18 protein-coding genes and 2 pseudogenes are annotated in these 22,268 nt (G+C 49.5%); 13 read left to right on the forward strand and 7 right to left on the reverse strand.

The window, feature by feature from the left end:
• Window positions 1-3 precede the first annotated feature (3 nt).
• The 8 genes and pseudogenes from E2F51_RS00480 (at window position 4) to E2F51_RS00515 (ending at window position 7,497) form a co-directional block, all read left to right on the forward strand.
• On the forward strand, window positions 4-702 hold the full coding sequence (locus tag E2F51_RS00480; RefSeq protein WP_134822454.1) for an NYN domain-containing protein: 699 nt from the start codon (window positions 4-6) through the stop codon (window positions 700-702).
• Between the two features lie 378 nt (window positions 703-1,080).
• Window positions 1,081-2,742, forward strand: a complete 1,662-nt coding sequence (locus E2F51_RS00485; protein ID WP_134822455.1) for a methyl-accepting chemotaxis protein — start codon at window positions 1,081-1,083, stop codon at window positions 2,740-2,742.
• A 449-nt stretch (window positions 2,743-3,191) separates the two neighbouring features.
• On the forward strand, window positions 3,192-4,739 hold the full coding sequence (locus tag E2F51_RS00495) for a methyl-accepting chemotaxis protein (protein WP_134822457.1): 1,548 nt from the start codon (window positions 3,192-3,194) through the stop codon (window positions 4,737-4,739).
• 120 nt (window positions 4,740-4,859) lie between these two features.
• Entirely contained in the window at window positions 4,860-5,150 is a 291-nt protein-coding gene (locus tag E2F51_RS00500) for a hypothetical protein (RefSeq protein ID WP_167738365.1), read from the forward strand.
• A 414-nt stretch (window positions 5,151-5,564) separates the two neighbouring features.
• Window positions 5,565-5,798, forward strand: a pseudogene (locus E2F51_RS23990) (hypothetical protein); the annotation flags it as partial.
• A gap of 147 nt (window positions 5,799-5,945) precedes the next feature.
• On the forward strand, window positions 5,946-6,614 hold the full coding sequence (locus tag E2F51_RS00505) for an epoxyqueuosine reductase QueH (RefSeq protein ID WP_134822459.1): 669 nt from the start codon (window positions 5,946-5,948) through the stop codon (window positions 6,612-6,614).
• A 400-nt stretch (window positions 6,615-7,014) separates the two neighbouring features.
• Window positions 7,015-7,257 (forward strand): hypothetical protein, encoded by a 243-nt coding sequence (locus E2F51_RS00510; protein ID WP_134822460.1) that lies wholly within the window; start codon window positions 7,015-7,017, stop codon window positions 7,255-7,257.
• 12 nt (window positions 7,258-7,269) lie between these two features.
• Window positions 7,270-7,497, forward strand: a complete 228-nt coding sequence (locus E2F51_RS00515) for a hypothetical protein (RefSeq protein ID WP_134822461.1) — start codon at window positions 7,270-7,272, stop codon at window positions 7,495-7,497.
• A 976-nt stretch (window positions 7,498-8,473) separates the two neighbouring features.
• Here E2F51_RS00515 and E2F51_RS00520 read toward each other — a convergent pair.
• Entirely contained in the window at window positions 8,474-9,367 is an 894-nt protein-coding gene (locus E2F51_RS00520; RefSeq protein ID WP_134822462.1) for a GGDEF domain-containing protein, read from the reverse strand.
• A 924-nt stretch (window positions 9,368-10,291) separates the two neighbouring features.
• On the opposite strand from E2F51_RS00520, the gene E2F51_RS00525 reads away from it, so the two are divergent.
• Window positions 10,292-10,609: a hypothetical protein gene (locus E2F51_RS00525; protein ID WP_134822463.1), complete on the forward strand. Its 318-nt coding sequence runs from the start codon at window positions 10,292-10,294 to the stop codon at window positions 10,607-10,609.
• 56 nt (window positions 10,610-10,665) lie between these two features.
• Here the strand turns inward: E2F51_RS00525 and E2F51_RS00530 are convergent, their stop codons facing one another.
• Window positions 10,666-10,869: a hypothetical protein gene (locus E2F51_RS00530; RefSeq protein ID WP_134822464.1), complete on the reverse strand. Its 204-nt coding sequence runs from the start codon at window positions 10,867-10,869 to the stop codon at window positions 10,666-10,668.
• A 275-nt stretch (window positions 10,870-11,144) separates the two neighbouring features.
• Here E2F51_RS00530 and ycgZ point away from each other — a divergent pair, with 275 nt between their 5' ends.
• From ycgZ to E2F51_RS00550, 3 genes are all read left to right on the forward strand, one after another.
• Complete coding sequence (gene ycgZ / locus E2F51_RS00540) at window positions 11,145-11,393, forward strand: regulatory protein YcgZ (RefSeq protein ID WP_134822466.1); 249 nt, start codon at window positions 11,145-11,147, stop codon at window positions 11,391-11,393.
• A 147-nt stretch (window positions 11,394-11,540) separates the two neighbouring features.
• Window positions 11,541-11,825 carry a hypothetical protein gene (locus E2F51_RS00545; protein WP_134822467.1) on the forward strand — a complete coding sequence of 95 codons (285 nt, stop codon included), beginning with the start codon at window positions 11,541-11,543 and terminating at the stop codon, window positions 11,823-11,825.
• Window positions 11,826-11,901: 76 nt separating this feature from the next.
• The gene (locus E2F51_RS00550; RefSeq protein ID WP_134822468.1) at window positions 11,902-12,153 is read left to right on the forward strand and encodes a biofilm development regulator YmgB/AriR family protein; all 252 of its coding nucleotides are present in this window, start codon (window positions 11,902-11,904) and stop codon (window positions 12,151-12,153) included.
• 310 nt (window positions 12,154-12,463) lie between these two features.
• Here the strand turns inward: E2F51_RS00550 and E2F51_RS00555 are convergent, their stop codons facing one another.
• On the reverse strand, window positions 12,464-12,724 hold the full coding sequence (locus E2F51_RS00555) for a hypothetical protein (RefSeq protein WP_134822469.1): 261 nt from the start codon (window positions 12,722-12,724) through the stop codon (window positions 12,464-12,466).
• A gap of 671 nt (window positions 12,725-13,395) precedes the next feature.
• On the opposite strand from E2F51_RS00555, the gene E2F51_RS24185 reads away from it, so the two are divergent.
• Entirely contained in the window at window positions 13,396-13,527 is a 132-nt protein-coding gene (locus E2F51_RS24185) for a hypothetical protein (protein WP_256372201.1), read from the forward strand.
• A gap of 460 nt (window positions 13,528-13,987) precedes the next feature.
• Here the strand turns inward: E2F51_RS24185 and E2F51_RS23995 are convergent.
• The 4 genes and pseudogenes from E2F51_RS23995 to E2F51_RS00580 form a co-directional block, all read right to left on the reverse strand.
• Window positions 13,988-14,821, reverse strand: a pseudogene (locus tag E2F51_RS23995) (integrase core domain-containing protein); the annotation flags it as partial.
• Window positions 14,822-15,119: 298 nt separating this feature from the next.
• Window positions 15,120-18,929, reverse strand: coding sequence for an NAD(P)-binding protein (locus E2F51_RS00570; protein ID WP_134822500.1), 3,810 nt, complete (start codon window positions 18,927-18,929; stop codon window positions 15,120-15,122).
• 386 nt (window positions 18,930-19,315) lie between these two features.
• Entirely contained in the window at window positions 19,316-20,509 is a 1,194-nt protein-coding gene (locus tag E2F51_RS00575; protein WP_134822472.1) for a zinc-dependent alcohol dehydrogenase, read from the reverse strand.
• Window positions 20,510-20,622: 113 nt separating this feature from the next.
• Window positions 20,623-21,531 (reverse strand): SDR family oxidoreductase, encoded by a 909-nt coding sequence (locus tag E2F51_RS00580; protein ID WP_134822473.1) that lies wholly within the window; start codon window positions 21,529-21,531, stop codon window positions 20,623-20,625.
• Window positions 21,532-22,268 lie beyond the last annotated feature (737 nt).

Consider the following 22,268-nt stretch of genomic DNA (forward strand, 5'->3'; position numbering starts at 1 on the left):
AACGTGCGCACCGCTTTTTTTATAGACGGATACAACCTCTTTTATGGCCTGCTGGCCGGTACAAATTATAAGTGGCTAGACCTCCCAGCCCTGCTAACCCACATCACGAAAATACAAAATCCTGCTTCTGAGACTATTCAGGTAAATTACTTCACGTCTCCGGTATTGCCGAGCCTTGCAACCTTAGGAATCCAATCTAAAGAAGCTCAGGATACCTACATTCGCGCCCTGATTGCGAAAGGCGTAGCAGTGACACTGGGTAAACACCGGTTAGAGCATGGCACAGCTCCCCGCTACATAGATAAACATACACCGGCTTCAAGGCAGGATAAGGGGGATATATGGGATCTGGAAGAGAAACAAACCGATGTAAGCTTAGCCATCGGTATGTACAGGTTCCTTTCACAACAGCAGCACCTGCAAGCTGATAAACGTATAGAACAGATAGAACAGATAGTTCTGGTGTCTGCCGATACTGATATGACGCCAGCGTTAAAAGCGATAAAGGAAGACTTCCCCGAAATCACAGTTGGCATCATTCTTCCCCACCGAGAAGGAATAGATCGCGAAGTTCCTGGCTCCCTCAAAAATTACGCCCACTGGGTGAGGAAGAACGTCAAAATTGCTGAGCTACAGGCGCATCAGTTTCCAGATCGCGTTCCGACCAAGAAGAAGCCTGCTGTTAAGCCCCATTACTGGTGACTCGGTAGTATTGGCGTTTTACCGAGTCCATGCGGGTGGCAAAAGAAAATCGCCTAGTGGTGGTTTTGAACCCAATTACAACCGACAGTTTCCGCGTTTGGCTCAGAGCGGACATGCGCGTGGCAAGGTCCGCTCTGAGCCAAATGCGGACTTTTGATGCATGACGATTACCTAATTTTGCTTAACTGAACATTACCAATATGCGAAACGCTTGGACTGGCAATTTCAGAGAGTGCCAATTACTATCCAGAATCTATGGATATGGAGATAGAATTTAGCTAACTATTTTTCACCTTCAGCCGATAGTGTTATGTGTTCATGCATAGTTTGCGTTGTACAGCCCTCAACTCACGCCAACATATCAGGTGGAAACGATAAATGACAATTACACAGCGGCTGTTCCTGACTTTTTCTCTTCTTTCAGCCTCTCTTATCACTTTAGTCTTTATTTCCGTTATGATCGTGACTGGGTTTCAGTCACGCTTTCAGTACGTTCAAAGCAATACCGTACCTTCAATTATCGATATCGGAAAAATGGTCGATGGCAGTAACCAGTTACTTATCTGGATGTACAGGCACCAGAGTGCGACAGACTCTGGCAGGCAGGCCGAGGTTGAAAAACAACTAGGCGAACAGCTGAATAATCTGAAGTCTCTCAATCAGTTCTATCTCGATAATGATGTTTCAAGTGAAGAAGACAGGCGCATGACCGAAGCGGGGTTCGCCACGATACAGGTTATTCAGAACAAGCTACCTACCTTCCTGAAAGCATCCCAGCAGCAGAATGATGCGATTTCGCTCAGTGAAATTCAGGGCAGCAACGGAGCAGGTGCCGCTGCCCGAAGCCTCATTGCAGGTTACAAAAAGCAGCTGCAACTGAACGTGGACATTGGTGAAGGGCTAAAAAATCAGAATACCCGCGTCTATCAGGTCACGTTCTGGGGCATGATTTCGGGTGCTTCGATTCTAATTCTCATCCTTGGATTCTTCGCCATTAAGACTATAGCCGGTATACGCAGAAGCCTTAACGCTATGCGTTCCACGATGGAACAGGCCAGTTCACGTCTGGATCTGACCCTGCGGGCGGATGACTCGCGTAAAGACGAAATAGGCCTGACGGCACAAGCATTCAATAATTTGGTGGCGAATGTTGCTTCTTCATTGTTATCCGTAAGCTCTTCCTCCCAGTCCGTCAGCACGGCCTCTTCACAGATTTCGGCGGGAAATGAGGACCTCTCAGCCAGAACGGAAGAACAGGCGGCTTCGCTTGAGCAAACGGCAGCCAGCATGTCAGAACTTAGTGAGACGGTACGTCAGACCGCTGAAAATACCGGCATGGCAAGCCAATTATCGCAGAATGCCCGCAAGCTCTCAGAAGACAGCTCTGTAAAGGTAGGCGCCATGATGGGGACGATGTCTGATATCAGGAACAGCTCTGCCAAAATCACCGATATTATCTCGCTGATTGAAGGTATTGCATTTCAGACCAACATTCTCGCCCTGAATGCGGCCGTAGAAGCTGCACGGGCCGGGGAGCAGGGACGTGGGTTTGCCGTGGTTGCCGGTGAAGTGCGCAATCTTGCCCAGCGATCCTCGGCTTCAGCTCGTGAAATAAAAGAATTGATTGAGTCATCAATAAAATTCGTGGAGAAAGGGGCAGGTCAGGCAGATGAGGTTGGACAGAATATGGGTGATATGAACGAGGCCATTAGTCAGGTGGCAGATTTGGTGAATGAGATAGCCGCTGCAGCGCACGAGCAAATGCAGGGCATTGGCCAGGTTCACCAGGCAGTTAACCAGATGGATGACGTGACGCAGCAGAATGCGGCACTCGTTCAGGAAGCCTCTGCCGCCTCGCATTCACTGATGGAGCAGGCCAACGTTCTTAACGAGCTGGTAGCCACTTTTGTCATTAAAGTACCGTCAGAATTGAAATCAAAAGATGCGATTAGTGCTTCCGGAGTGAAATTATCATCTTCGCACGGGACGACTGTGAAGAAAAAGACAGCAGGCCTTGAGGAAAACTGGAAAAGTTTCTGAAAAATTATAAAAATAGCAGTGAGGCACTGACATTCGGATAATGTGCCTCACGCCATGCAAAATGTCTGACGTCAGTGGCATAATCACACCAGATCCATTATTTCCTCTACTTCAGCGCCAAAGTGATTGGCTGCCATAAAATTAACAAAATGTGGTGCAGCGCATGGATTATTCCTGTTGCGGGCCGATAACAGTAATGACAGCACACAAAATGCAGCGCCAGAGAAACAACAGCAACCCATAAGACCTTGCTCTGCCAGGCACTCCGTACGGAGTGCCTTTTTCATTGTTGGGCAGTCGGTTCTCGCCACTAAGCGGTACGGGTCATCAGCCGGATGTAATGGGATCTTTGCTGAGACTGGTAGAAACAGTTGGTAACTTATCAAAGCTATTAGTATCCAGCCCCAAGCCGATATATGAGTTGTTCCCCCGCCCACCAGGTAAAAATAATGAAAATATCGGTTCGACTTTTCAGCGGCTACGGCCTTTTAGTTATATGTTTTTTAATCTGCACCGGACTGTCCCTGCACTCGCTCAGTGAATCCAGGCGAGGCATGGAAGATACGGTAAATTATAAAATGAAGCGTCTTACGCTTGTCCTGAATATGCGTGCTGCTGTTAATGATATGGCAGTTTCAGTCAGAGACATCGTTCTGCTCAAAGATCCTGAGCAGGAGAAAAATGAGTGGCAAAGGGTCAGTGATTTACATGAAAAGTATGTTCAGGATCGCGAAAGGCTTGTTGCCAGCATGATGCATAACGCTTCTCCTGAAGGAAAGTTAGCGTTAGACAATATCCTGTCTTCAGACGGTGCTGCTCTGAATACTCTTGCAACTGCGGGAAAAATGGGGCTGGATAATGACCAGTCAGAAAAAGCCGCTGACTATTTGCTGAATACGGCGCGCCCGGCGCAGCAGGCTCTCTCTGATGCCCTGAACGGGCTTACAGACGTACAGAATAAGCTCAGCAGGGATACGGTGGCTCGTAATAGTGCATCTATACGTGAGGCCTCCATTCTATTGCTCTCACTCACGATTCTTTCTGTCTTATTCTCTCTTCTGACAATTTTTATGATAGTCCGGACACTGATGCGCCAGTTAGGCGGGGAGCCCGCAGATGCTCAGATACTTGCAGCAGCAATTGCTTCTGGTGACCTGACCAGTCAGGTGATTCTGCATCGCAAGGACACGACAAGCCTGCTGGCTTCTCTGGATGGTATGCAGGCAAATCTGCGGGGACTTATCTCGCAGATAAAGGATTCAGCCAGCTCCGTGGCGCTGGCTGCGGATGAAATTTCGCAAGGTAATACCGAACTTTCTTCCCGCACCGAGCAGCAGGCGGCTGCACTGCAGGAAACAGCAGCCAGCATGGAGCAGCTTACGGCTACTGTAAAAAGTAATACTACAGGCGCACAGCAGACAGCGGGCTCAGCCCGTGAAACGGCGCAACTTGCCCGTTCAGGAGGAACAGACGTGCAGCGCATGTCGGACACAATGAATGCCATATCTGTGAGCGCCGCAAAGGTGCGCGATATTACGTCCGTAATTGAAAGCATTGCCTTCCAGACTAACATTCTTGCCCTCAACGCAGCGGTGGAGGCTGCCCGTGCAGGGGAAGAAGGACGGGGATTCGCAGTAGTGGCAGGTGAGGTCAGGACACTTGCGCAGCGTAGTGCTAATGCCGCGCATGACATCAAACAACTTATGGCGGAAGCAGTAAGTGTTGTTGATAGCGGAGTAGTGGCAGCTGCAGATGCAGGACACAGCATACTGAAAATTGTCGGTATGGTGGGCGAACTTGCCGAGGCCATGGATAATATTTCACTGGCTTCATCCGAACAGATGCTCGGCATCTCTCAGGTCAGCATTGCCGTCAGCCAGATGGACGGAGTAACGCAAAATAATGCCGCTCTGGTGGAGGAATCCTCATCCGCCTCACAGTCACTGTCTGAACAGGCACACGCGCTGCGCGGGATGGTTGATAACTTTAGAGTATAAGCTATTTCTGCATAAGGCGGCCGTGCTTAACATGCATTCACGACCGCCGTTCATCTGATGGCCACGTAACGCTCAGCTTCGGGTAACTTTTGTGCCAAAAATAAAGAAAGATAACGAGAGGTGAAGATCCTTATGCATGAAAAGTGCCGCCGCATTACAGAAATCAAAGCGCAGACAGATGAGTTGCTCAGGCAACTGAGTGAGAGCGAGTACCTATCGTTGGAGATATGGGCTAACGACCTGTTGCACTTGAAACTGCTTTTTGGTTCATTTAGCCCTTACATGAGCGACCCAGACTTCCTGACGTGGCTGAAACATCATGACGCGGTGATTGTTTCGGAAATCGCCATGACCGGCAAAGCGCTGATGGCCATGCAGAACTTTTTCAGAGTGGCATCAGAACAGCACTGACGACGTTACAGTCAGCGCTGATCTGAATTTCTGGCTCATCAAATATTCAAAATTGCGATTAACGGTCCTGCAGTAACGTCCTGCTTATGACAATGGCGTACAGGGAGGTCATAAGCTTACGTATGCAGACAACCAGCGTTGCCTTCCCGGCCGTATTAAGGCTGATATAAAAAATCATCATCGCCGTTTTGAACTGAATGGCGGCAATCATTAACATTTAGAAGGAGCCTCGAAAGCCGGCACCGACGGCGAAATCTTTCGTCTTCCCCGTATTTATTTTGTGTCACTGTTAACGGTCTCCGCCCCAATGAGTGCGCTGAAACCCTGCGGGCGAGAGTGCCCAGGTCAAATATTTGAAATACAGGGCTGCGGCGGTGATTTTCGGCATACCTTGCCTTTATGCTGGTCAGCAGCCGGGCCAATAATCAGGCTCCGGGCATGAGTCCCCGGCAACTGCTGATACAATACAGTTGCCCAATCCTTCTTCAGTTCGCTGAAAAAAAACGCATCAGAAAATGGATCTACAAAGCCCGGGTTGTGTCACTGGCCGATATATTCCCTTACGTTGAGGCGTTCCACAATCGGGCATGGCGTCAAAGGCCTCATCGTGTGAACAGGAAATGTATACTGTTGTGGCGGCAGTTTTAACAACGTCATGCCTGCTGTGTAGTCTGTAGGATCCTAAATATGAGTTCCTTCAGGGTGGGGATTGAGTTTCCTGCCTGCATACTTTCCCCTCTCAGACTGAACACCGTATACTCTTTCCTTTTGCACAATTCTTATGAGCTCGAAAACATGACCAACAGCGAATTTACGCGTCCAAAACTGACGTTACCTCATGGCGAAAATAAACTCCTTCTGCATTCCTGCTGCGCCCCCTGTTCTGGTGAGGTGATGGAAGCAATTCAGGCTTCGGGTATTGATTACACCATTTATTTCTACAACCCGAATATTCACCCAAAAAAGGAGTATTTACTGCGAAAAGACGAAAACATCCGTTTTGCCGAGCAGCATGGTGTGCCTTTCATTGACGCTGATTATGATACTGACAACTGGTTCGAACGTGCCGCTGGTATGGAAAAAGAGCCTGAACGCGGAGTGCGCTGTACCATGTGTTTTGATATGCGCTTTGAGCGCACTGCACTTTATGCTTTTGAGAATGGATTCAATGTGATCAGCAGCTCTCTGGGCATTTCACGCTGGAAAAACATGCAACAGATCAATGAATGTGGCCATCGTGCCGCCGGTAATTACCCGGGCATGACGTACTGGGATCATAACTGGCGTAAGCAGGGGGGCTCAGGGCGCATGATTGAGATCAGTAAGCGTGAGCAATTTTATCAACAGGAATATTGCGGCTGCGTTTACTCATTGCGTGATACCAATCTGCATCGAAAATCCCAGGGACGGTCCTTAATTGTGTTAGGAAAACTTTACTACAGTTTGAATAACGATGAGGTGTAGTAGCAACTTATAGTGGGCATTACTTCATAGCTAACTGTGGTGGGCCTGGCTTTGCAGTTACCTTAAGAAAGACGTTCCATAGTTCTGCTCAGAATCCCCCCGAAGTTTCAGCAGCAGGCTGCTGCCAGTAAGGCTCCTGAAATTCTTGCCCACGCCGTAAAGTCTGAAAAGTGGGGACCTTTACTCCTCTTTGTTTCAAGCTGGTTTAAGCTGAACAGAACGATGGTTGAATTGCCGATGCTCATAAGCCTAACCGTCAGCGCGATTAAGCCGTAGTATGATATTTGACAATTGCTGGTGTCTCTATGCCGCTTTGAGCCATTCATGTTACGGATAGGCTTCATTCGTCTTGCCGTATAGTATATTTATACGTACGGTGAGCAATGAGCCTTTAGGGGATATGATGGACGATGAAAAATATTTTGAAGATGACAATGACGCCGATGAATTGTGGCTCGGTGCGTGCTATATCGCGGGTAGTGTCTGTTTCAGAATGATAGCGGGTGGTGGGGTTCTCGATAGCAAGCTGCTGATTTCCACACTTAAAGCTGTGCAGGCTGAAGATGATGACCGTACCAGTCTGGGAGCACTTTCCCTGCAGCTGGCGATTGAACAGCTTGAAAACCGCCCCGCGGGAACCTGACGGACGAAGGCTATGACTGATGATTATGCGTGGGATAACGTCTGGCACATGGCGAGCTGCCTGTTAGGAAACTGCTGCTTGCGGCTGGCATCGCACGGCGAAGATATTTCGTTACAGGCACTTCTTGCCGAACTTAAAAAAATGAAAGGTGCTTTTTCCCCTTTACCCGGCGGCGAATACCTGCCACTACGTCTTGCTATAGAGCAACTGGAGCTATCGATAGCAGATGAGCTTAGATAATTAAATCACTAAGAACAGTAATATAAAATTCTTATGGTTAATTAAAATTTAATTTTCAGGGATTGCTTTAGCGGCTTAAAAATATTCATATAACAAGATGCCGACATGAAAAAAGAAAAGGGATTAAGATCGCTTTCTTACCTTTTATTTTGAGTCCCGGTGATTTAACGCGTGGGTCAGTTAAGGAAAAAAGATCTGTATCTGTCCCTAATGCCTGGCATGTTTTGCTGGCGAGGTGGCAAAGGGAATTGGCACGAGAGCTGGATACAGTGTATCTGAGCTAACAATGATTGATAAAGCAGAATGAGTGATTTTTTGCACACTCAGTCTGAATACTAACCAAGTATCTCTCCGGCTTTTATGGTATAAAAGTTCGTAATTTCATATACCTAAGGAACATTGAAGTGATGCCTGCGTCACCTGGCGCGGAAAACTGCCATGCAGACAGCTCTAATAAAGATGGTGCAATTTCATTTGTTTTTTCTTTACCAGAAAAGTAGTGCGGGTTACTTTCGTCCGTTCCTGAGGAGTGAGTCTGGGCATGGACGAAAGTTGGCTGGTTTTCCCGAGGAAGGGGCTGGAGAAAGCAATATCGGTAAAAAACGCGTAACTACTTTATATTTTTAAATACCACGGGACGCCGGCCCGGGTTAGCGTTACCGCCTGGGGCCTGCTAAAGTCGAGATAGCCAATATTCTCCCGTAAAGTATAATAACTATAGAAATACAAACTGATCCTCACAAAAAAATCCGAAATATTTAACTTGTACGTTTCTATTCAGTTAAGGTGGTAAGTTGATATTCCCTTATTAACTATAACCGGTCATGTGCAAAATTATATTCACGCACATCTAAAAAATATTCAGGCAGAATAATACACAACGTGCGCGTGAATGACAGGCAATGATATTTTAAAAAAACACAGTAATTATCCTCTAATAGTGCCCCGCTGCTTATAGATACGGCTCTAAAGCCAGCTACGGGCGCTGCGCATACATGATGGTGTCTCTACCGGTTTCTTTGGCTCCGTAAAGAGCATGATCTGCAGCACTGATTGCGGAAGAAGATGACTGTTCTGAACCTTTAATTGCAACACCAATACTCAGAGTAATACCCACACTCCCGTTGCACACTTCAGATATTGATGACTTCATATTTCTGATGAAATTTCCTGCGTTCACATTGTCAAAAATCAATATAACAAACTCCTCACCACCTGAACGGGAAACGAATACATCGTCCTGAGAAAAACTGCTAAGTTTGAGTCCGATATTTCTTAGCACTTTATCACCAACTTCATGTCCATAAGTATCATTTATTTTTTTAAAATGATCTACATCAGCAATACACACCGTACCCTGCCTGTTTTCCATTTCTCTGAGCTTATTGTTCAGATGTCTTCTGTTCGGTAAGCCTGTTAACTCATCTGTTAGAGAAAGGCTCACCGCACCTTGGTAGTTTTTATTTACGTAATTTATGAATTTTTTAAATGAACGAATTATGATAATCATCGCTGGTGCGTAAATCAACGCAGAGCACATTGATGCCACATCCCTGCTTAATAAACCAACCCCTCCAGCCATTGAGAAAAGTGAAGAATTAAGCAGTAAAAAAAGACTTAACCTGAATATCATCATGTGATGGCCATATGAATGGATATTAAATGATTCCCTTATAAAACAGACTGTTACAAATGCTGTTATTAAATTAATAAAAAGGTAAAAGTTAATATTAGAAAGATCCCCCATCAGAAGAGAGAGAAACATTATCACCCCAACCATCGTACATGCATAAATGATAATCATTCTGTATAACAGTCCCTTTGGAGACTCAAATTCATGAATCAGTTTATCGTGTATATTGAAGCTCATTCTGATACCTGTATGTAAAAAGTGTATGATATTGAAGCTAAAATTCTGTTTATTTGAAAATATCTTGTGATATTTTTTAATGTCTTATTTTGAATGAGTCTATCCATTGGCAACAATCAGAGTAGTATCATCGTAACCCTAATCGTGTTGAGCATCTCATGCAAAAAAGCTAAAAATGACTGTCTGGAAAGCTCATGACGAAATGTTCTACAACCGACATTCATAAACTCCTGTTGGAGGTTGCCGGAATGAACAAGATGTCTTATGCCTCAGCAGAGGGGTAAAGACGCCTTTATCCCCACAAAAACAACCCGTCTTGGGATGGTCCTTTCATTATTGACTCATCTGGCTCAAAAATCTCCGCAAAAGTGGATTAAACTCACGGCTTACCCCGGTTATATCTGATTATAAATATATCACATATGAGGAGTGGGTCAGAAGCAGGTGCTGCTGGTACCTGTCTGTATTTTTCAGGCGAAACCGGTCAATATCAAGCGGTTCGACTTTCTGAGAGCGATGTTTGCATCGAAGGGGCAATGCTTAAGGGACGTAGCCCCAGACCAGTTTTATCTCTCCAGCCTGATGGCAACACTTAATCCGACCCTGGCAAGTCGAGTCATTCTGGAACATTAATGTAGATTTCTGAACGTTGAGCCCAAACCCAAAGCATAAAATGGCACTTTTAGGCCGCCAGTAACAAGCCTGTATCACTGCCATGATGGCTACTATTCAGTTTCCCCTGACTTTATAAAATGAATATAAGCTTGCTTTACCATTCTTTTAAATAAGGCGCTAAATCAGTAGCATATATTTTAACTAGACCACTGCGCTTTGCAGTATGGCATAACGGGTTTAGACTACCGTCTCTCATGCATTATACTTTCTGCGTGGTATTATATTTTTCTGATATACCAGGAGACAAAATTGGCTATCACCGCGAAAGACAGAGAGCACGTAATCATAGGCGAAGCAGCCATGAACCTCATTTTCAGAAACGAAGAGGTCACCGTACCCACGCTCATCAGGCAACTCAACGCGATGTCCTTGCACGAACCCGACGGGGCCCGTCTGGCTGCCATCAAAGGCACATGCCGCTGGCTCTTTGACTTTCGTCAGCCGGGCAGCCTCTCACAGCAGGGTTCTCCCTGGCTCGCCTCGCCGGGTGCGGCAGACGAAGGGCAGCCGCAGGGGGCTGAAGATGACATCATTATCAGCAACGTAGGGAACGGCAGGTCTTTCTGAGACCGGCCTAAGCCGGTGCAAAGGTGGTATGGCGCAAGGGACCCGAGGCTCCCGTATCAGTGGGTGATCCGGGTGATGAGAAGCTCGCGGGCCCTGATGCACAGGGTCCTGACGGATTCGCTTCCGCTCCAGGCACCCATCAGCTGCAGCCGGGTCACAATATTCTCGCGGTGGGGCGACTGGCCCGAATCAAGGAGCTCGGACACCGCCCTGCCAATCATGGCGAGCAGCGCGTCGTTGTTGTCGTTTTCATCCCTCAAGGGACCTCCTTCGGGTGTATGGATAATCATTATACACCTTTTGTATGCAGCGGCGGAGTCCCCGGCTGCACGGCTGCGGGCCGGTAAATATGTACAGTTCGGGGCGAACCTAACGCATCGGTTTGCATCTTCTAATATGCTGATTTTAAAAAATAAGCACTTTTTGCTAAATACACCCACCGGTCTTTTAAAGACAATCCTGTACAGGAATTTATTTTTTGTATAACTTAATGAACACTATACGAATATTAATTAACCAGACAGGGTCTCCCGCCATGCGTCAAAACGAGTCACACCCGCAGACAGCTGACCAGATAGCGCACCACTTCAGCCGGCCTTCACTGCCCACCCAGCAGGAAACGCTGGGACGCATCGTGGCGGAAATTCTGGCATCCGGAAAAAACCTCAACCGCAAGGCCATATGCACCCGGCTGCTTCAGCGTCTCGAGCACGCTTCCGGTGCGGAGGAGGAGCGCCACTACCAGCAGCTCATTGGCCTGTTGTTCGGCCGCGACCCGCAGTAAATTTCCGGTTTCGTGTTGTGCCCCGGTGACACTGAAGCCGCCTGAAACTTTTTGGAAAATACAACGGACAGCCCCCTGAGACGGACTCTCATACAAAAAAATTTCATGCCCGCGGGTGCGCCCGCGGCCTTGTTATCAGGAAAACCTATGAATCGCAGTAAAGAAGAAAAGCTCGCCGACATCATGCTGGGTGAGGCCGTGCTGAAGCTCCTTCACGACGGGGGTGCCCTAAACCGCGCCTCACTCACTGAAAAGCTCACCGACATGGCGGCGCGTGAAGTTGAGCCCGCCCGGCAACAGGCGTGCCTGCACGCTATTAATGACGTATCCCGCCGCAGGGACCGGACCGGACCTGCGGCGGCGAACGGCGGCGCCACCATGTCGCAGTTTCTCGCGGCGGATGGGCCGGCCGGCGACAGCAAAAAACACTGAGCCTGCCGGGCATACCCCGGATGGCTTCCCCTGACCATACAGACATTTTCCGGCTCGCCGGCAACAGGATCCACGCATGCAACAGACGGCTGAAGGCGCCATCACTGACTATTTCGGCAACCAAGGCGCACGCTTTGAGGAAGAACAGCGGATAATCGGCGGCATCATCTGCCAGCTGGTATCTGCCCATGGCTACGTGACAAACAAAGCCGTCATTTTGTGCCTGATAGAGATGCTGGAGACCAGCGAGAGAGTCGTGGAGCAGGACGTGCTGCGGAGCGCGCTGGAAATTGTGCTCGGGCGCATGGCAGACGACAGCGGCTTATGACTGCCGTACCCGGGCCGGAACCACGCCCGTCCGCCATAAAGTCCACATGCCGTCAGACCTGTACGGGCCTGCCGGCTCCGGCCTGAGCGACAGTAACCATAGTCACTGACGCTGGATTAGCAAATCCATGCCATTTGTCCTGCACATTTTGATATGTGCTATCAGCTTGCTTACACAATATGCGTCAGTGGATATGTATTTCCTGACAGATATCAGGAGAGAATTTTTTATTGGAGAAACCTGTAAAGTTGTTTGCTTCGTCTTCTTCCGGCCGAAGCCGGACTACGTCCAGTGGCGTCAAATCAAACTGTCAGTTCAGTTTTTCGTTCAGGGCCGCAAGGGTCTGCAGGTCCGGCACCTTCCGCCATGCGCCTACCGGAGAGCTGAAGCTGCTAAGCCAGCGACGCGCCTCAGCTATCTGTGCCAGCCGGTCAGGACTGCCCCCGGCTTTCGCCATGAGGCCCAGCTCGCTCAGTAGCGAGGCAACGCTGATTTCTCTCTCCCCCAGCGCCAGTCTGAGTGCCGCTTCGCCAATAATGACGTGGGCTTTCTCGTCGTCTTGAATTAACACTGAAAAATCCTCCATTGGCACGAATTAATGACAACCTCACCACAGACTCTTGATGCTTTGATGAATTGCACGCGGTTTATTACTCTCAAAAGAAGACGTGTCCCTCTTAAGAAACAGCGGACCGTTCAAATCAGGGGCCGCCGATTCAGGGAGGTCGGCATGGCGCTTCAACCGCACAACTCAGACTGACAGCAGGGTAAACCTTCAATTTGGGCTTAAAAAAGGTTTTGCATCAGGACGATGCAGTCCTGCAGGCATCCCCGGAACAATTCCCTGCATCAGGACTTGGTAATCCGTGTTAACTCTACTTCTCTGCACTTCCGGGGGCATGTACCACGCGGTAAAGGGTGAGGTGTTCTCCGTTCTCCGCTGTGTCGTAGTAGACCTCCGCCTCGCGTATTTCACGGCTGCCTTCTTCGACCAGGTCAGCTATTTCACGAAGGCTGGCAGCAAGACATTTCGGTGATGCAGGGATAAAAACGGGGGGTTTAGCAGTTCCCATAGTTTTTTCTCTTTGCTGAGTTGTTTCCAGGGTAAATCATTCCGGTGGGGGAGGTAATGCGATTACTCCTGGTATCGGCACGCAAGTGCCGTATTTTAGCCACATTCACGGGTGCAGCTTAAGCATGCCCCTTGCCTATTCTGCGGTCCGGCATTATCTGAGCATCAGAATGAATGACTGGTTTTTTATTTTTGTATTCCACTTGCGCGGGGAAATCATCCGCTATGAGGTGGTGGTGATGGATGAAAACACGGGCATGGCGCTGATGGGGCGCACGTGGTGGCCTGACTTCCTCAGATAAGGCCAGGGGAAATGTTCACCTTCACGCCCTGTGGCAGGTCGACGACAGGGGCTGCGCGATGTTAGGGGATTTCTTTTCCGTGGGCCGTCAGACGCCGGTCCTCCCCCAGGGAGGGGGGATGGTGTGTGACGAGGGGGATGAACGGTCGGGAACGCTTTTTCACTGGTGCCGGCAGAAAGACCTTAACCTTCTGGGGCGAGTCCGCACCATCGTGCGCAATGTGTATATTAACTGACCGTCGGGTTACCGTTTAGCTGCAGCGCTCATTCGATATGGAACTGGCATTTTCTCCACAGCGTTCAGACCGGTTTATCCTCCTATAATGTGGACCGTTCGTGTGCGTGCACGCGTCCCCGTGGTTAACTTCATATGACCGAATTTTACTTTCACTGTATATTTGTTCTGCGTGTACTGATTACCTGCTTACGGCCAGCTTGGTTTCTGTACAGAATCTGCACCATCAGTTTTGTACTCCTTCTCTTCCGCTGATTTGCCCCAAGATTAGATACAGCGCTCGGTCAGTAATGTCGGAGCCTTCACTATCAGACTTATTCTTTCTCCAGCCGCGGAAAATTCAGACTGCGTCTGATAATTCAGCGTGGAGTGCGGGCGGCACTTCATTATAAGCCTGACGTCATTCTCTGATGGCTGGTATACCTGACGTCGCTTTACCAGTGCTCATTCTGGCATTCATCGCGAAAGCGTCCGTTAAAAATATTAATAAATCCCTTCTGAGTCAGCTTCCCAAGCTGGATAGGCCGCGGCTTCACGCCATGCTCATAAATCCAGAGGTCAAGTTCTCTGCAGATATACCCGGCCCTGGCCAGCTCTTATTTCATTCTGATAGCTTTGAGACAGCGCTATGCTGTCCAGAATACGCGTGACCTGCATGCCTGAATTCGCAAAGGCCACGGTGGTCGTCGGGCATTCCTTCGATAAGTCATTCACGCAGGTCAGGCACTTAATCCTGCGACCGGTGACCAGTGCGTTCATGAAGGTAATCCATTGGTAAGGTCAGATTGGGCGCCGCCGACGGAGCAGCAGACGTTCTGTTGCCAGCCCTTTACAATGTCGTTTGCGTTTTGCACCCAGCCCGCTCAGATGACAAAGGCGGTGCACGCACTTGTGATTAACAATGAAGCGCCTTCATGGGGCAGCAGCTACCAGATGCGGCATCTGGTGCCGGCTCAATGATGCGGCCCGATAAATGCGCATCAGCAGCCGGACAATGACTATCATGGCTGTACCAGCAGGCCCAGCCTGATGGATCAGAAGTGCGACAACTGTGTCTCTCAGGACGCCAGGGTGAACCGACGAAGATAAGGGGTCGTTGCCCACAACGACTGTCAGACCAGCGAACTTCGCCAGTTATGCACAATCGAACAGACTGAAGCGTTCATACAGGGTTTGATAGAGTGTCGCTTAAGACACTCCGGCATCGTGGTAAAGTATTTTTTATAACAGGGGCTGTTAGGCCCCTGCGCCTTCAAATTAATATTCTGTATAAATTGCATCAGATTGAGATAAAAACACCTCAAATTACCGTTCAGTATTGTATAACTCTGGTAAATATATGACTGACAGATCTGCTTTTAACTTCCCGCCTCCTTCATCTGCTTTATATCTTTCACATACTCAGCTGCACGTTTTCCCGCCAGAAAAGCATGATCTGAATTGTAATACTCCCATTCACTATAACGCCCCGACAGATGAATATCCTGAGTGAGCAGCCATTGTCTGATTATCTCCACATTCTTCTCACGATGATGGTCATAAACGACGTAGGCATAAGGCATATCGGCATGGCTGGCCATCAGTATTTCATCTTCGGCCCGAATGATGCCGACCCGGATGCAGTCCGCCACGCATCGGGCTGTGAGTGCGGTGTCATCAAGAGGTAAGGGGTGATCATCCGAATAGGTTATTTCACAGGTCAGGCCGAATCCGCCAGACGGACTGCAGAATGGGCTGGCGTTACCCTGCAGGAAAATTCGGTGAAAAAGGGTATCACCCGCATAATAAACCCAGTGTTTATCACTTATATTCGCCCGACCTATGCCAAGATTTACACAACGGACCGAAACATGTCGAAGCGCTTTAGCTGCGGTTATCACGCGGGATGGAACGTTGGTTTCCATTAGCATAATCAGTTCCGGTAAAGGCATGGTACTGATCAGCTGGTCATATCTGTAATGCTTCCCGTCAGACATAACGGCAATATGTGACTGTGGAATTATTTTCGTCAGTGCAGTTTGCGTTCGCAGCCGGCATTTAAGGTGCGGCAAGAATCCTTCGATAAGCGCCTGAAACCCTCCGCGCAAGGGATAACCGAACCGGGCATTGGGACCTACGGGTTTGGCCAGTGGCTCCAGCGCGCCGGCAATAATCTGAGCGAGATCGGGAAGCGGCACGCGTCCACCTAACCAGGATGTTTCCATTTCAGAAAGAGGTACTTTCCACAGTTTTTTGTTATAGGGTAACGCGAAATGCGTAGCAATCCCTTTTCCCCAGGTACGCAGTATGAAATGCTCAAAGTTCTCCGTTTTATTGCCGGACTCTGATGCATATAATCCTTCTGCAACCACACCGTCTGCACAACAGTCACGGTCTTCCTCAAGCACCTTATCCTCACATCCCGACGTGCGGGTGTACGCGATGGCCAGCGTGCTCCCATCACCTGTTTCAGCATAACGCGCCTCAATTGCACCCATGAGGCACTCTTTGATCACTTCAGGGGGTAAACCATGGAGTGCCGACTGGAACGGATAACGGGTATACACTCCGTCGCTATACACCCAAGCTTCGCGTTCCTGCCAGTGCACATTTTCACCCAACAGCATGTCATAGAGACTCAGGACATACGGATCATTTGAGAACATGATGTGCCCGGCATAATCGAAGGTAAATCCGTGTTGTTCAACCGAACGGCACCAGCCTCCGGGCGAGGCATTTTTTTCCAAAACTACCGCCCCTTCTCCATAATGATAACCTGCACTCAGCCCGGTTGGACCGGCGCCAATAATCAGACAGGGTACTGCCTCGGTGTTATCTGGTGGAATGCTGTGCCCGGCTACCGACGACAGTAGAGTCGGTATTTCGGATGTGGGTAGTGAAGACGATTCTTCACGTGCCAACGCCTGCTTTATCAGCGTGAACATCTGCTCAGCCGTTTTATCCCATGAGGTGCCTGCCACGGCTGCCTGCATCCGTGCAGACATTAATACGCGGTTTTCATCAGTCATGTTCATCGCTGACTCACAGTGAGCAATAAACTCAGAGGTATCCCGTGCGATGCTGATAAGCCCACCGAAATGACGCTCCGTGTCAGAAATCGCTGTGCTGACAATGGGCAGGTGCGCGGCCATATACTCTAGCGCTTTGGTGGGGCTGATGTAGCGCGTTGATGCATTCAATGCGAAAGGCATCAGACACACGTTCCAACCGGCAAGAAACTGTGGGAGTGCCTGATAGGACTGCTGGCCAAACCAGTGGATATTTCCACGACGGGGAAGGATCGCCGGATCGATTTTCACGACCGGGCCCACCATGATGATTTGCCATTCCGGATGACTCTCCGCAAGAGCCAGAATCAGCGAAAAATCCAGACGCTCATCAATCACGCCGTAATAGCCCAGCCGAAATGGTGGCAGGTCGTTTTGCAGTGGATGGCCATTACTGCGATCGAGCGCCTGTTCAAAATGCACCGCATCCACGCTGCTGGGGAAACAGAAAACGTGCGGATGCCTGCCTTTTTTTGCCTCATAAAGACTGGTTCCACCCGTAAAAACCAGGTCTGCGCGCGCCATCAGGGCGGACTCACGTTGCCTGAGCTGACGGGGGGCCTGCGCGAAAGCCGAGAGTTCGTCCATGCAGTCATAAATGATTGCAGCAACGTTAAATGCGCTCAGCAGGGGCAGCGCCATGGGCGTATAGAACCAGGCGATAGGTCGCTCATCATCCCCAATCAGCGTGGACAGAAGCAGCTGTAGGGAGGCGATTTGCCGGTCATGAAAACCGGGAGCATCAACGCCCGTATGAGGCTGAATAACACTGACGTTCGGTGCGGGAAAGGTTCGACGTATTCCGTCATCCCCTGGCTCGTACACCGGTTCTTCGATGAAGAGTACGGTATAATGCCGGGCCAGCCGGGTGAGAAGATGCTGTGGACGCTGGAAAACAAATCCCCAGCGAAGATGACTGAATACCAGCAGAGTAGGTAAATTCATTTTGCTCTCCTTCAGCTTCCCTGCCGGTGAGTTAACGGACTGAAACTGACACAGGCTTTGCTGGGCCAGATATACAGCGTGCGCATAGGGCTGCTGTAAGCGACGAGATAAAGGCGCAGAACTGCTTCCGTGCGCAAGGTCCCACAACCCACTGCGAGTCCAGCAGGTGGTGTCCTCCCACAGCGGCCGGTCAATGACGGGGTAGAGACAAATACCCAGAATGTGAGCACCGGCAAGTTGAGCCTGCGCCACCTGAGCAGCTATCTGCTGTATCCACGCTCCCCGTCCGCTTCCCACATGGCTGGTTTCGGCCAGCAGCAGCGGACGCTGATATCGTTGGTACACTGCCAGCATCATTTCATGCAAGGGCTTACGCCGGGGGTCACCCAAGTGCCAGTAAAGCCGGCGTTTAGAGAAGGCCTCCCACTGATTGTCGTGGTAATAATTAATGCCCGGCAGATCAAGATAGTGTTGCGCGCCGCCCAGTTCGGGTTCACATTTGCCGGCAATCATGTCCCAGGCTTGATACTGCGACGCGTTTATATTGTCAGCAGCCTGCCTGCATTCCTCGCTGTCCAGTTCTGCCGTGACGTGGATCAGCGGATCGCAGTGAAGAAACCTAGCCCTGGGGTCGGCCATACGGATAGCGTCGCAGCCCGCCAGAGTTGCACGGACCAGCTGTCTTTTAGCCGCCAGCGCCCGCTCTTCTTGCGGACCATCCGGGCAGTGGAACAGGCCGACTGATATTCCCCAACTGAGAAATGAAATCTCATTAATGGGAGAGTAGATGGGCGGCTCTGAATAATGTGGCGCAAGAAGCCTTGCTATCTCTCCACAGAAGGCCGAAAACCGCGGAACAAAGTCCGGTGAAAAAAGGCTGATGTCTTCAGGCCAGCCGTAATGGCACAGTGTCCAGGAAATCTGGATGTCATTCTCACGTGCCGCCTGCATGCGGCTCATTACCGCAGAAAAATCATAGGTCTGACCCATTTCGCTCAGTCGCCATCCGGCGCTTTCACGTACGGTACGAATACCGAAATTTTTTAATAAAGCATAATCTTCCAGGGCGCGTTCCTGATGTCCGTTGATGTCATTCATTGACAGCCTCTGTCCAAAGGGATTGATGTGATCGGCACCCTCGTAGCCCGCCTGCCAGAAGCTTTTAAACGGCATAATAAGATACCTCTTCTTCCACAATGGGACGTGAAGCACTCGATAAGGGTGCAGGACGTCAGGAAAATCGAGCTGATATACGAACCACCTTTGCCGGGTAAGGCGTCCCGCATAAAAGTGCGGGGGCAGATAATGTGTCAGACTGAAAGGCAAGGATCTGACCCGTTAAAATGCATAGCGGATCGGGTAATGCAGTGCCCGGTCGTCTCGACGGAAACCTCGTTCCTTAAAGAACATCTCTTCAATACAGAAGATAAGTCGGGGGCCTGGTACTGCTGATGCCTTACTAGTTACAGGAACAGTGGTACACACGGATCCTTCTGAGCGCCTGAGTCTGCAAAGGAATACCTTTTAATACTGTGGCCGGTTCATGAGTTATCCAATGGCTGCTACAGAGTGGCTTCTGTGGCCTTCATTCCCGGAACAAGAATTACCTTGCGGCATCCCTCCAGACGTTTTTCAAAAATTTCATAACCGCGGGCTGCGTCTTCGAGTGGCAAGTGATGCGTGATAATTTCTTCGGGCGTGAGATGACCTTTTTCAATCAGATCCAGCAGTTCAGGCAAAAAAGCATGCACGTGAGTCTGACCCATTTTGAAGGTCAGCCCTTTATCAAACGCATCACCAAACAAAAAACCGTGGATGAAACCGGCGTAAACGCCGGGTACGCTGACGATGCCGCCCCGTCGTACAGCCGCAATGCACTGGCGTAAGACCTTACCGCTGCTGCCTTCAATTTTCAGTGTGCTTAACACCGTTTCGGTCAGGCTGCCCTTAGCTTCGAATCCGACGGCATCAATGACCGCATCAACGCCACGATTGCCTGCAGTGTTGTCGATTATCCAGGCAGCCGGATCGTCGTTTTCATCAAAATTGACGGGTATGACACCGTACCGCTCACGGGCAAAGGCCAGCCGGTAATTGTTATGATCAATCATGAATATCTTTTCTGCACCGGCGAGTCTTGCGCAGGCAGCACTGAGTAATCCCACCGGTCCGGCGCCGAATATGGCCACGCTTGAGCCAGGATGAAGCTCAGCGTTTTTAACGGCCTGCCATGCAGTAGGCAGAATGTCTGAGAGGAACAGGACTTTTTCATCTGTCAGGATGTCAGGGACTTTAAAAGGCCCCGTATTGGCTTTTGGCACACGCACATACTCAGCCTGCCCGCCCGGGATCCCGCCATAAAGCTTGCTGTATCCAAAAAGCGCGGCGGGGGGAGTGATGGCCTTTCGGTTTAGAGCCGCGCCTTTGCCGGTGTTTGTATTTTCACAGGCGGCAAACTGACTCAGATGACAGAAAAAACAGTCGCCACAGGCAATGACGAACGGGATCACCACCCGGTCCCCCTTTTGTACGGTAAACACATCTTTTCCAGTGTCGACCACTTCGCCCATAAATTCATGGCCAAAGATATCGCCATGACCGGTTCCCGGAATTTTGCCTCGATACAGGTGGAGATCTGATCCGCAGATGGCGGTTGCCGTAACGCGAAGAATGATGTCATCAGACGCAATAATCTCCGGGTCGGGTATTGTGTCTACGCTGACTTTATGTGGGCCATGGTAGGTGAGGGCTTTCATCGCAAATTCCTTACTGGGATTACTCTTCATAAAACAAGCGCACAGCGCGCCACACGAGAAGGTCCGGAACCTCCAACAGGAAGTTCCGGAAGTGTCTGGTGCTGTCAGGAAGTTTAAAGCGTGCCGGTACCTCCATCCGAACACCAGACCTGGCCTGATGAATAGCTGTTATCATCTGAAGCGAGCGTGACATACAGCGCGGCAATCTCGGCTGGCTGGCCCGGGCGGCCCAGCGGGGCAGAGGCTCCAAACTGCTCCAGCTTTTCCTGAGGCTGGCCTCCACAGGCCTGCAGCACCGTCCAGTAAGGTCCCGGCGCCACAGCATTCACCCGGATACATTCGGGGGCAAGTTGCTGAGCCAGCGATTTTGTGAAGGCCGCAATGGCCGCTTTGGTCTGCGAGTAATCAAGAAGGGTCTGGCTGGGCTGGTATGCCTGAACAGAAGACGTATTGATAATTGAGGCGCCGTGGGGAAGATAATCCAGCGCAGCTTTCGTAATCCAGAACATGGCATATACGTTGGTTTTGAATGTGGCATCAAAATTCTCCGTCGTAAGGTCTCTTATCGACTCACAAAACTGCTGACGACCGGCATTGTTGACGAGGATGTCCAGGCCACCCAGTTGTTCCGCCGCCTGCTTGACCAGCTGTTGACAAAATATTTCGTCCCGGATATCGCCCGGAAGTGCGACTGCATTACGTCCCGCGGCGATAATAAGTTCAATTACTTCCCGCGCATCTTCTTCTTCTGCTGGCAGATAATTTATGGCTACGTCGGCCCCCTCCCGGGCATAGGCAATTGCCACCGCGCGGCCAATGCCAGAGTCACCCCCGGTAATCAGAGCCTTTCGCCCCTCTAGGCGGCCACTTCCTTTGTAAGACGTTTCACCATGGTCGGGGCGGGGAACCATGTTACAGGCAAGTCCGGGAAACGGCTGTTTCTGGCGTTCAAATGGTGGCCGGGGATAGGCATCAGAAACGATGTGTTTGTAACTTGCGGGGATGTCCTTAAGAGTACTCATAAATTATCTCATTAATGATGTGTATGATATTTAAAACATAGAGCAACCAGTCATAAATTCCACTCTTTAAAATTTTAATAATCCTTAGATTGTAAAACCTAATATCATCAGAAAGTATATTCAACTGGTGAGTCTCGTAATAGGAAATCACTTGAAATATATCAATGGATTCAATGAGTCAGCGTTGCACTTAAGTTGATATTTTTGAGGTTGGAATTTTTTAAATACAGCGCCACAAGTTTTTTTGATTGATGTGAGAAAAAAATCAACCAACCTAGCATTTAGGAATAATCCCAAAAGTGTTCATCCTAAGATCAAAGAACCTAATCTTGTGCGATCAGAAATAGGGTTGCCTTACCCTCCCATATCAAAAGATGCTCAAAATTAAAAATCACCAAAAAGACTGTTATTTGTTGCCGGCGTCACAAAAATGCAACGGAATGAATAATTAATGAGTGCTGAAAATGTGATGCCGACATCGGATTTAAACGGATTTACCCGGCGATTTTGAATTTTGCGCGTTACCAAATCGTCGCCTCTTCTCCGTCTGAGAAACAGGCTAAAAAAACCCGGCCCCCTGAAAATATTTTTATTCTGCGCAGGATTGAAACACCCTAAAAATAAATTTCCCGTGGAAAATTACCTCTTAACCTCACTGATTTATCGGGGTAAAACGTCGATGGACTTCCGCGCAGGAATTAAGGCTAAAGCAGAATTCATCTTGTAATTTTTTCCGA

It is taken from the genome of Erwinia sp. QL-Z3, from assembly GCF_004551645.1.
Taxonomy (GTDB): domain Bacteria; phylum Pseudomonadota; class Gammaproteobacteria; order Enterobacterales; family Enterobacteriaceae; genus Erwinia; species Erwinia billingiae.

Coding starts and splice junctions, on each gene's coding strand:
- E2F51_RS00485 (WP_134822455.1), top strand. CDS start 1,081: ATGACAATTACACAGCGGCTGTTCCTGACTTTTTCTCTTCTTTCAGCC.
- E2F51_RS00495 (WP_134822457.1), top strand. CDS start 3,192: ATGAAAATATCGGTTCGACTTTTCAGCGGCTACGGCCTTTTAGTTATA.
- E2F51_RS00505 (WP_134822459.1), top strand. CDS start 5,946: ATGACCAACAGCGAATTTACGCGTCCAAAACTGACGTTACCTCATGGC.
- E2F51_RS00510 (WP_134822460.1), top strand. CDS start 7,015: ATGATGGACGATGAAAAATATTTTGAAGATGACAATGACGCCGATGAA.
- E2F51_RS00515 (WP_134822461.1), top strand. CDS start 7,270: ATGACTGATGATTATGCGTGGGATAACGTCTGGCACATGGCGAGCTGC.
- E2F51_RS00520 (WP_134822462.1), bottom strand. CDS start 9,367: ATGAGCTTCAATATACACGATAAACTGATTCATGAATTTGAGTCTCCA.
- ycgZ (WP_134822466.1), top strand. CDS start 11,145: ATGCGTCAAAACGAGTCACACCCGCAGACAGCTGACCAGATAGCGCAC.
- E2F51_RS00545 (WP_134822467.1), top strand. CDS start 11,541: ATGAATCGCAGTAAAGAAGAAAAGCTCGCCGACATCATGCTGGGTGAG.
- E2F51_RS00550 (WP_134822468.1), top strand. CDS start 11,902: ATGCAACAGACGGCTGAAGGCGCCATCACTGACTATTTCGGCAACCAA.
- E2F51_RS24185 (WP_256372201.1), top strand. CDS start 13,396: ATGAATGACTGGTTTTTTATTTTTGTATTCCACTTGCGCGGGGAAATC.
- E2F51_RS00575 (WP_134822472.1), bottom strand. CDS start 20,509: ATGAAAGCCCTCACCTACCATGGCCCACATAAAGTCAGCGTAGACACA.
- E2F51_RS00580 (WP_134822473.1), bottom strand. CDS start 21,531: ATGAGTACTCTTAAGGACATCCCCGCAAGTTACAAACACATCGTTTCT.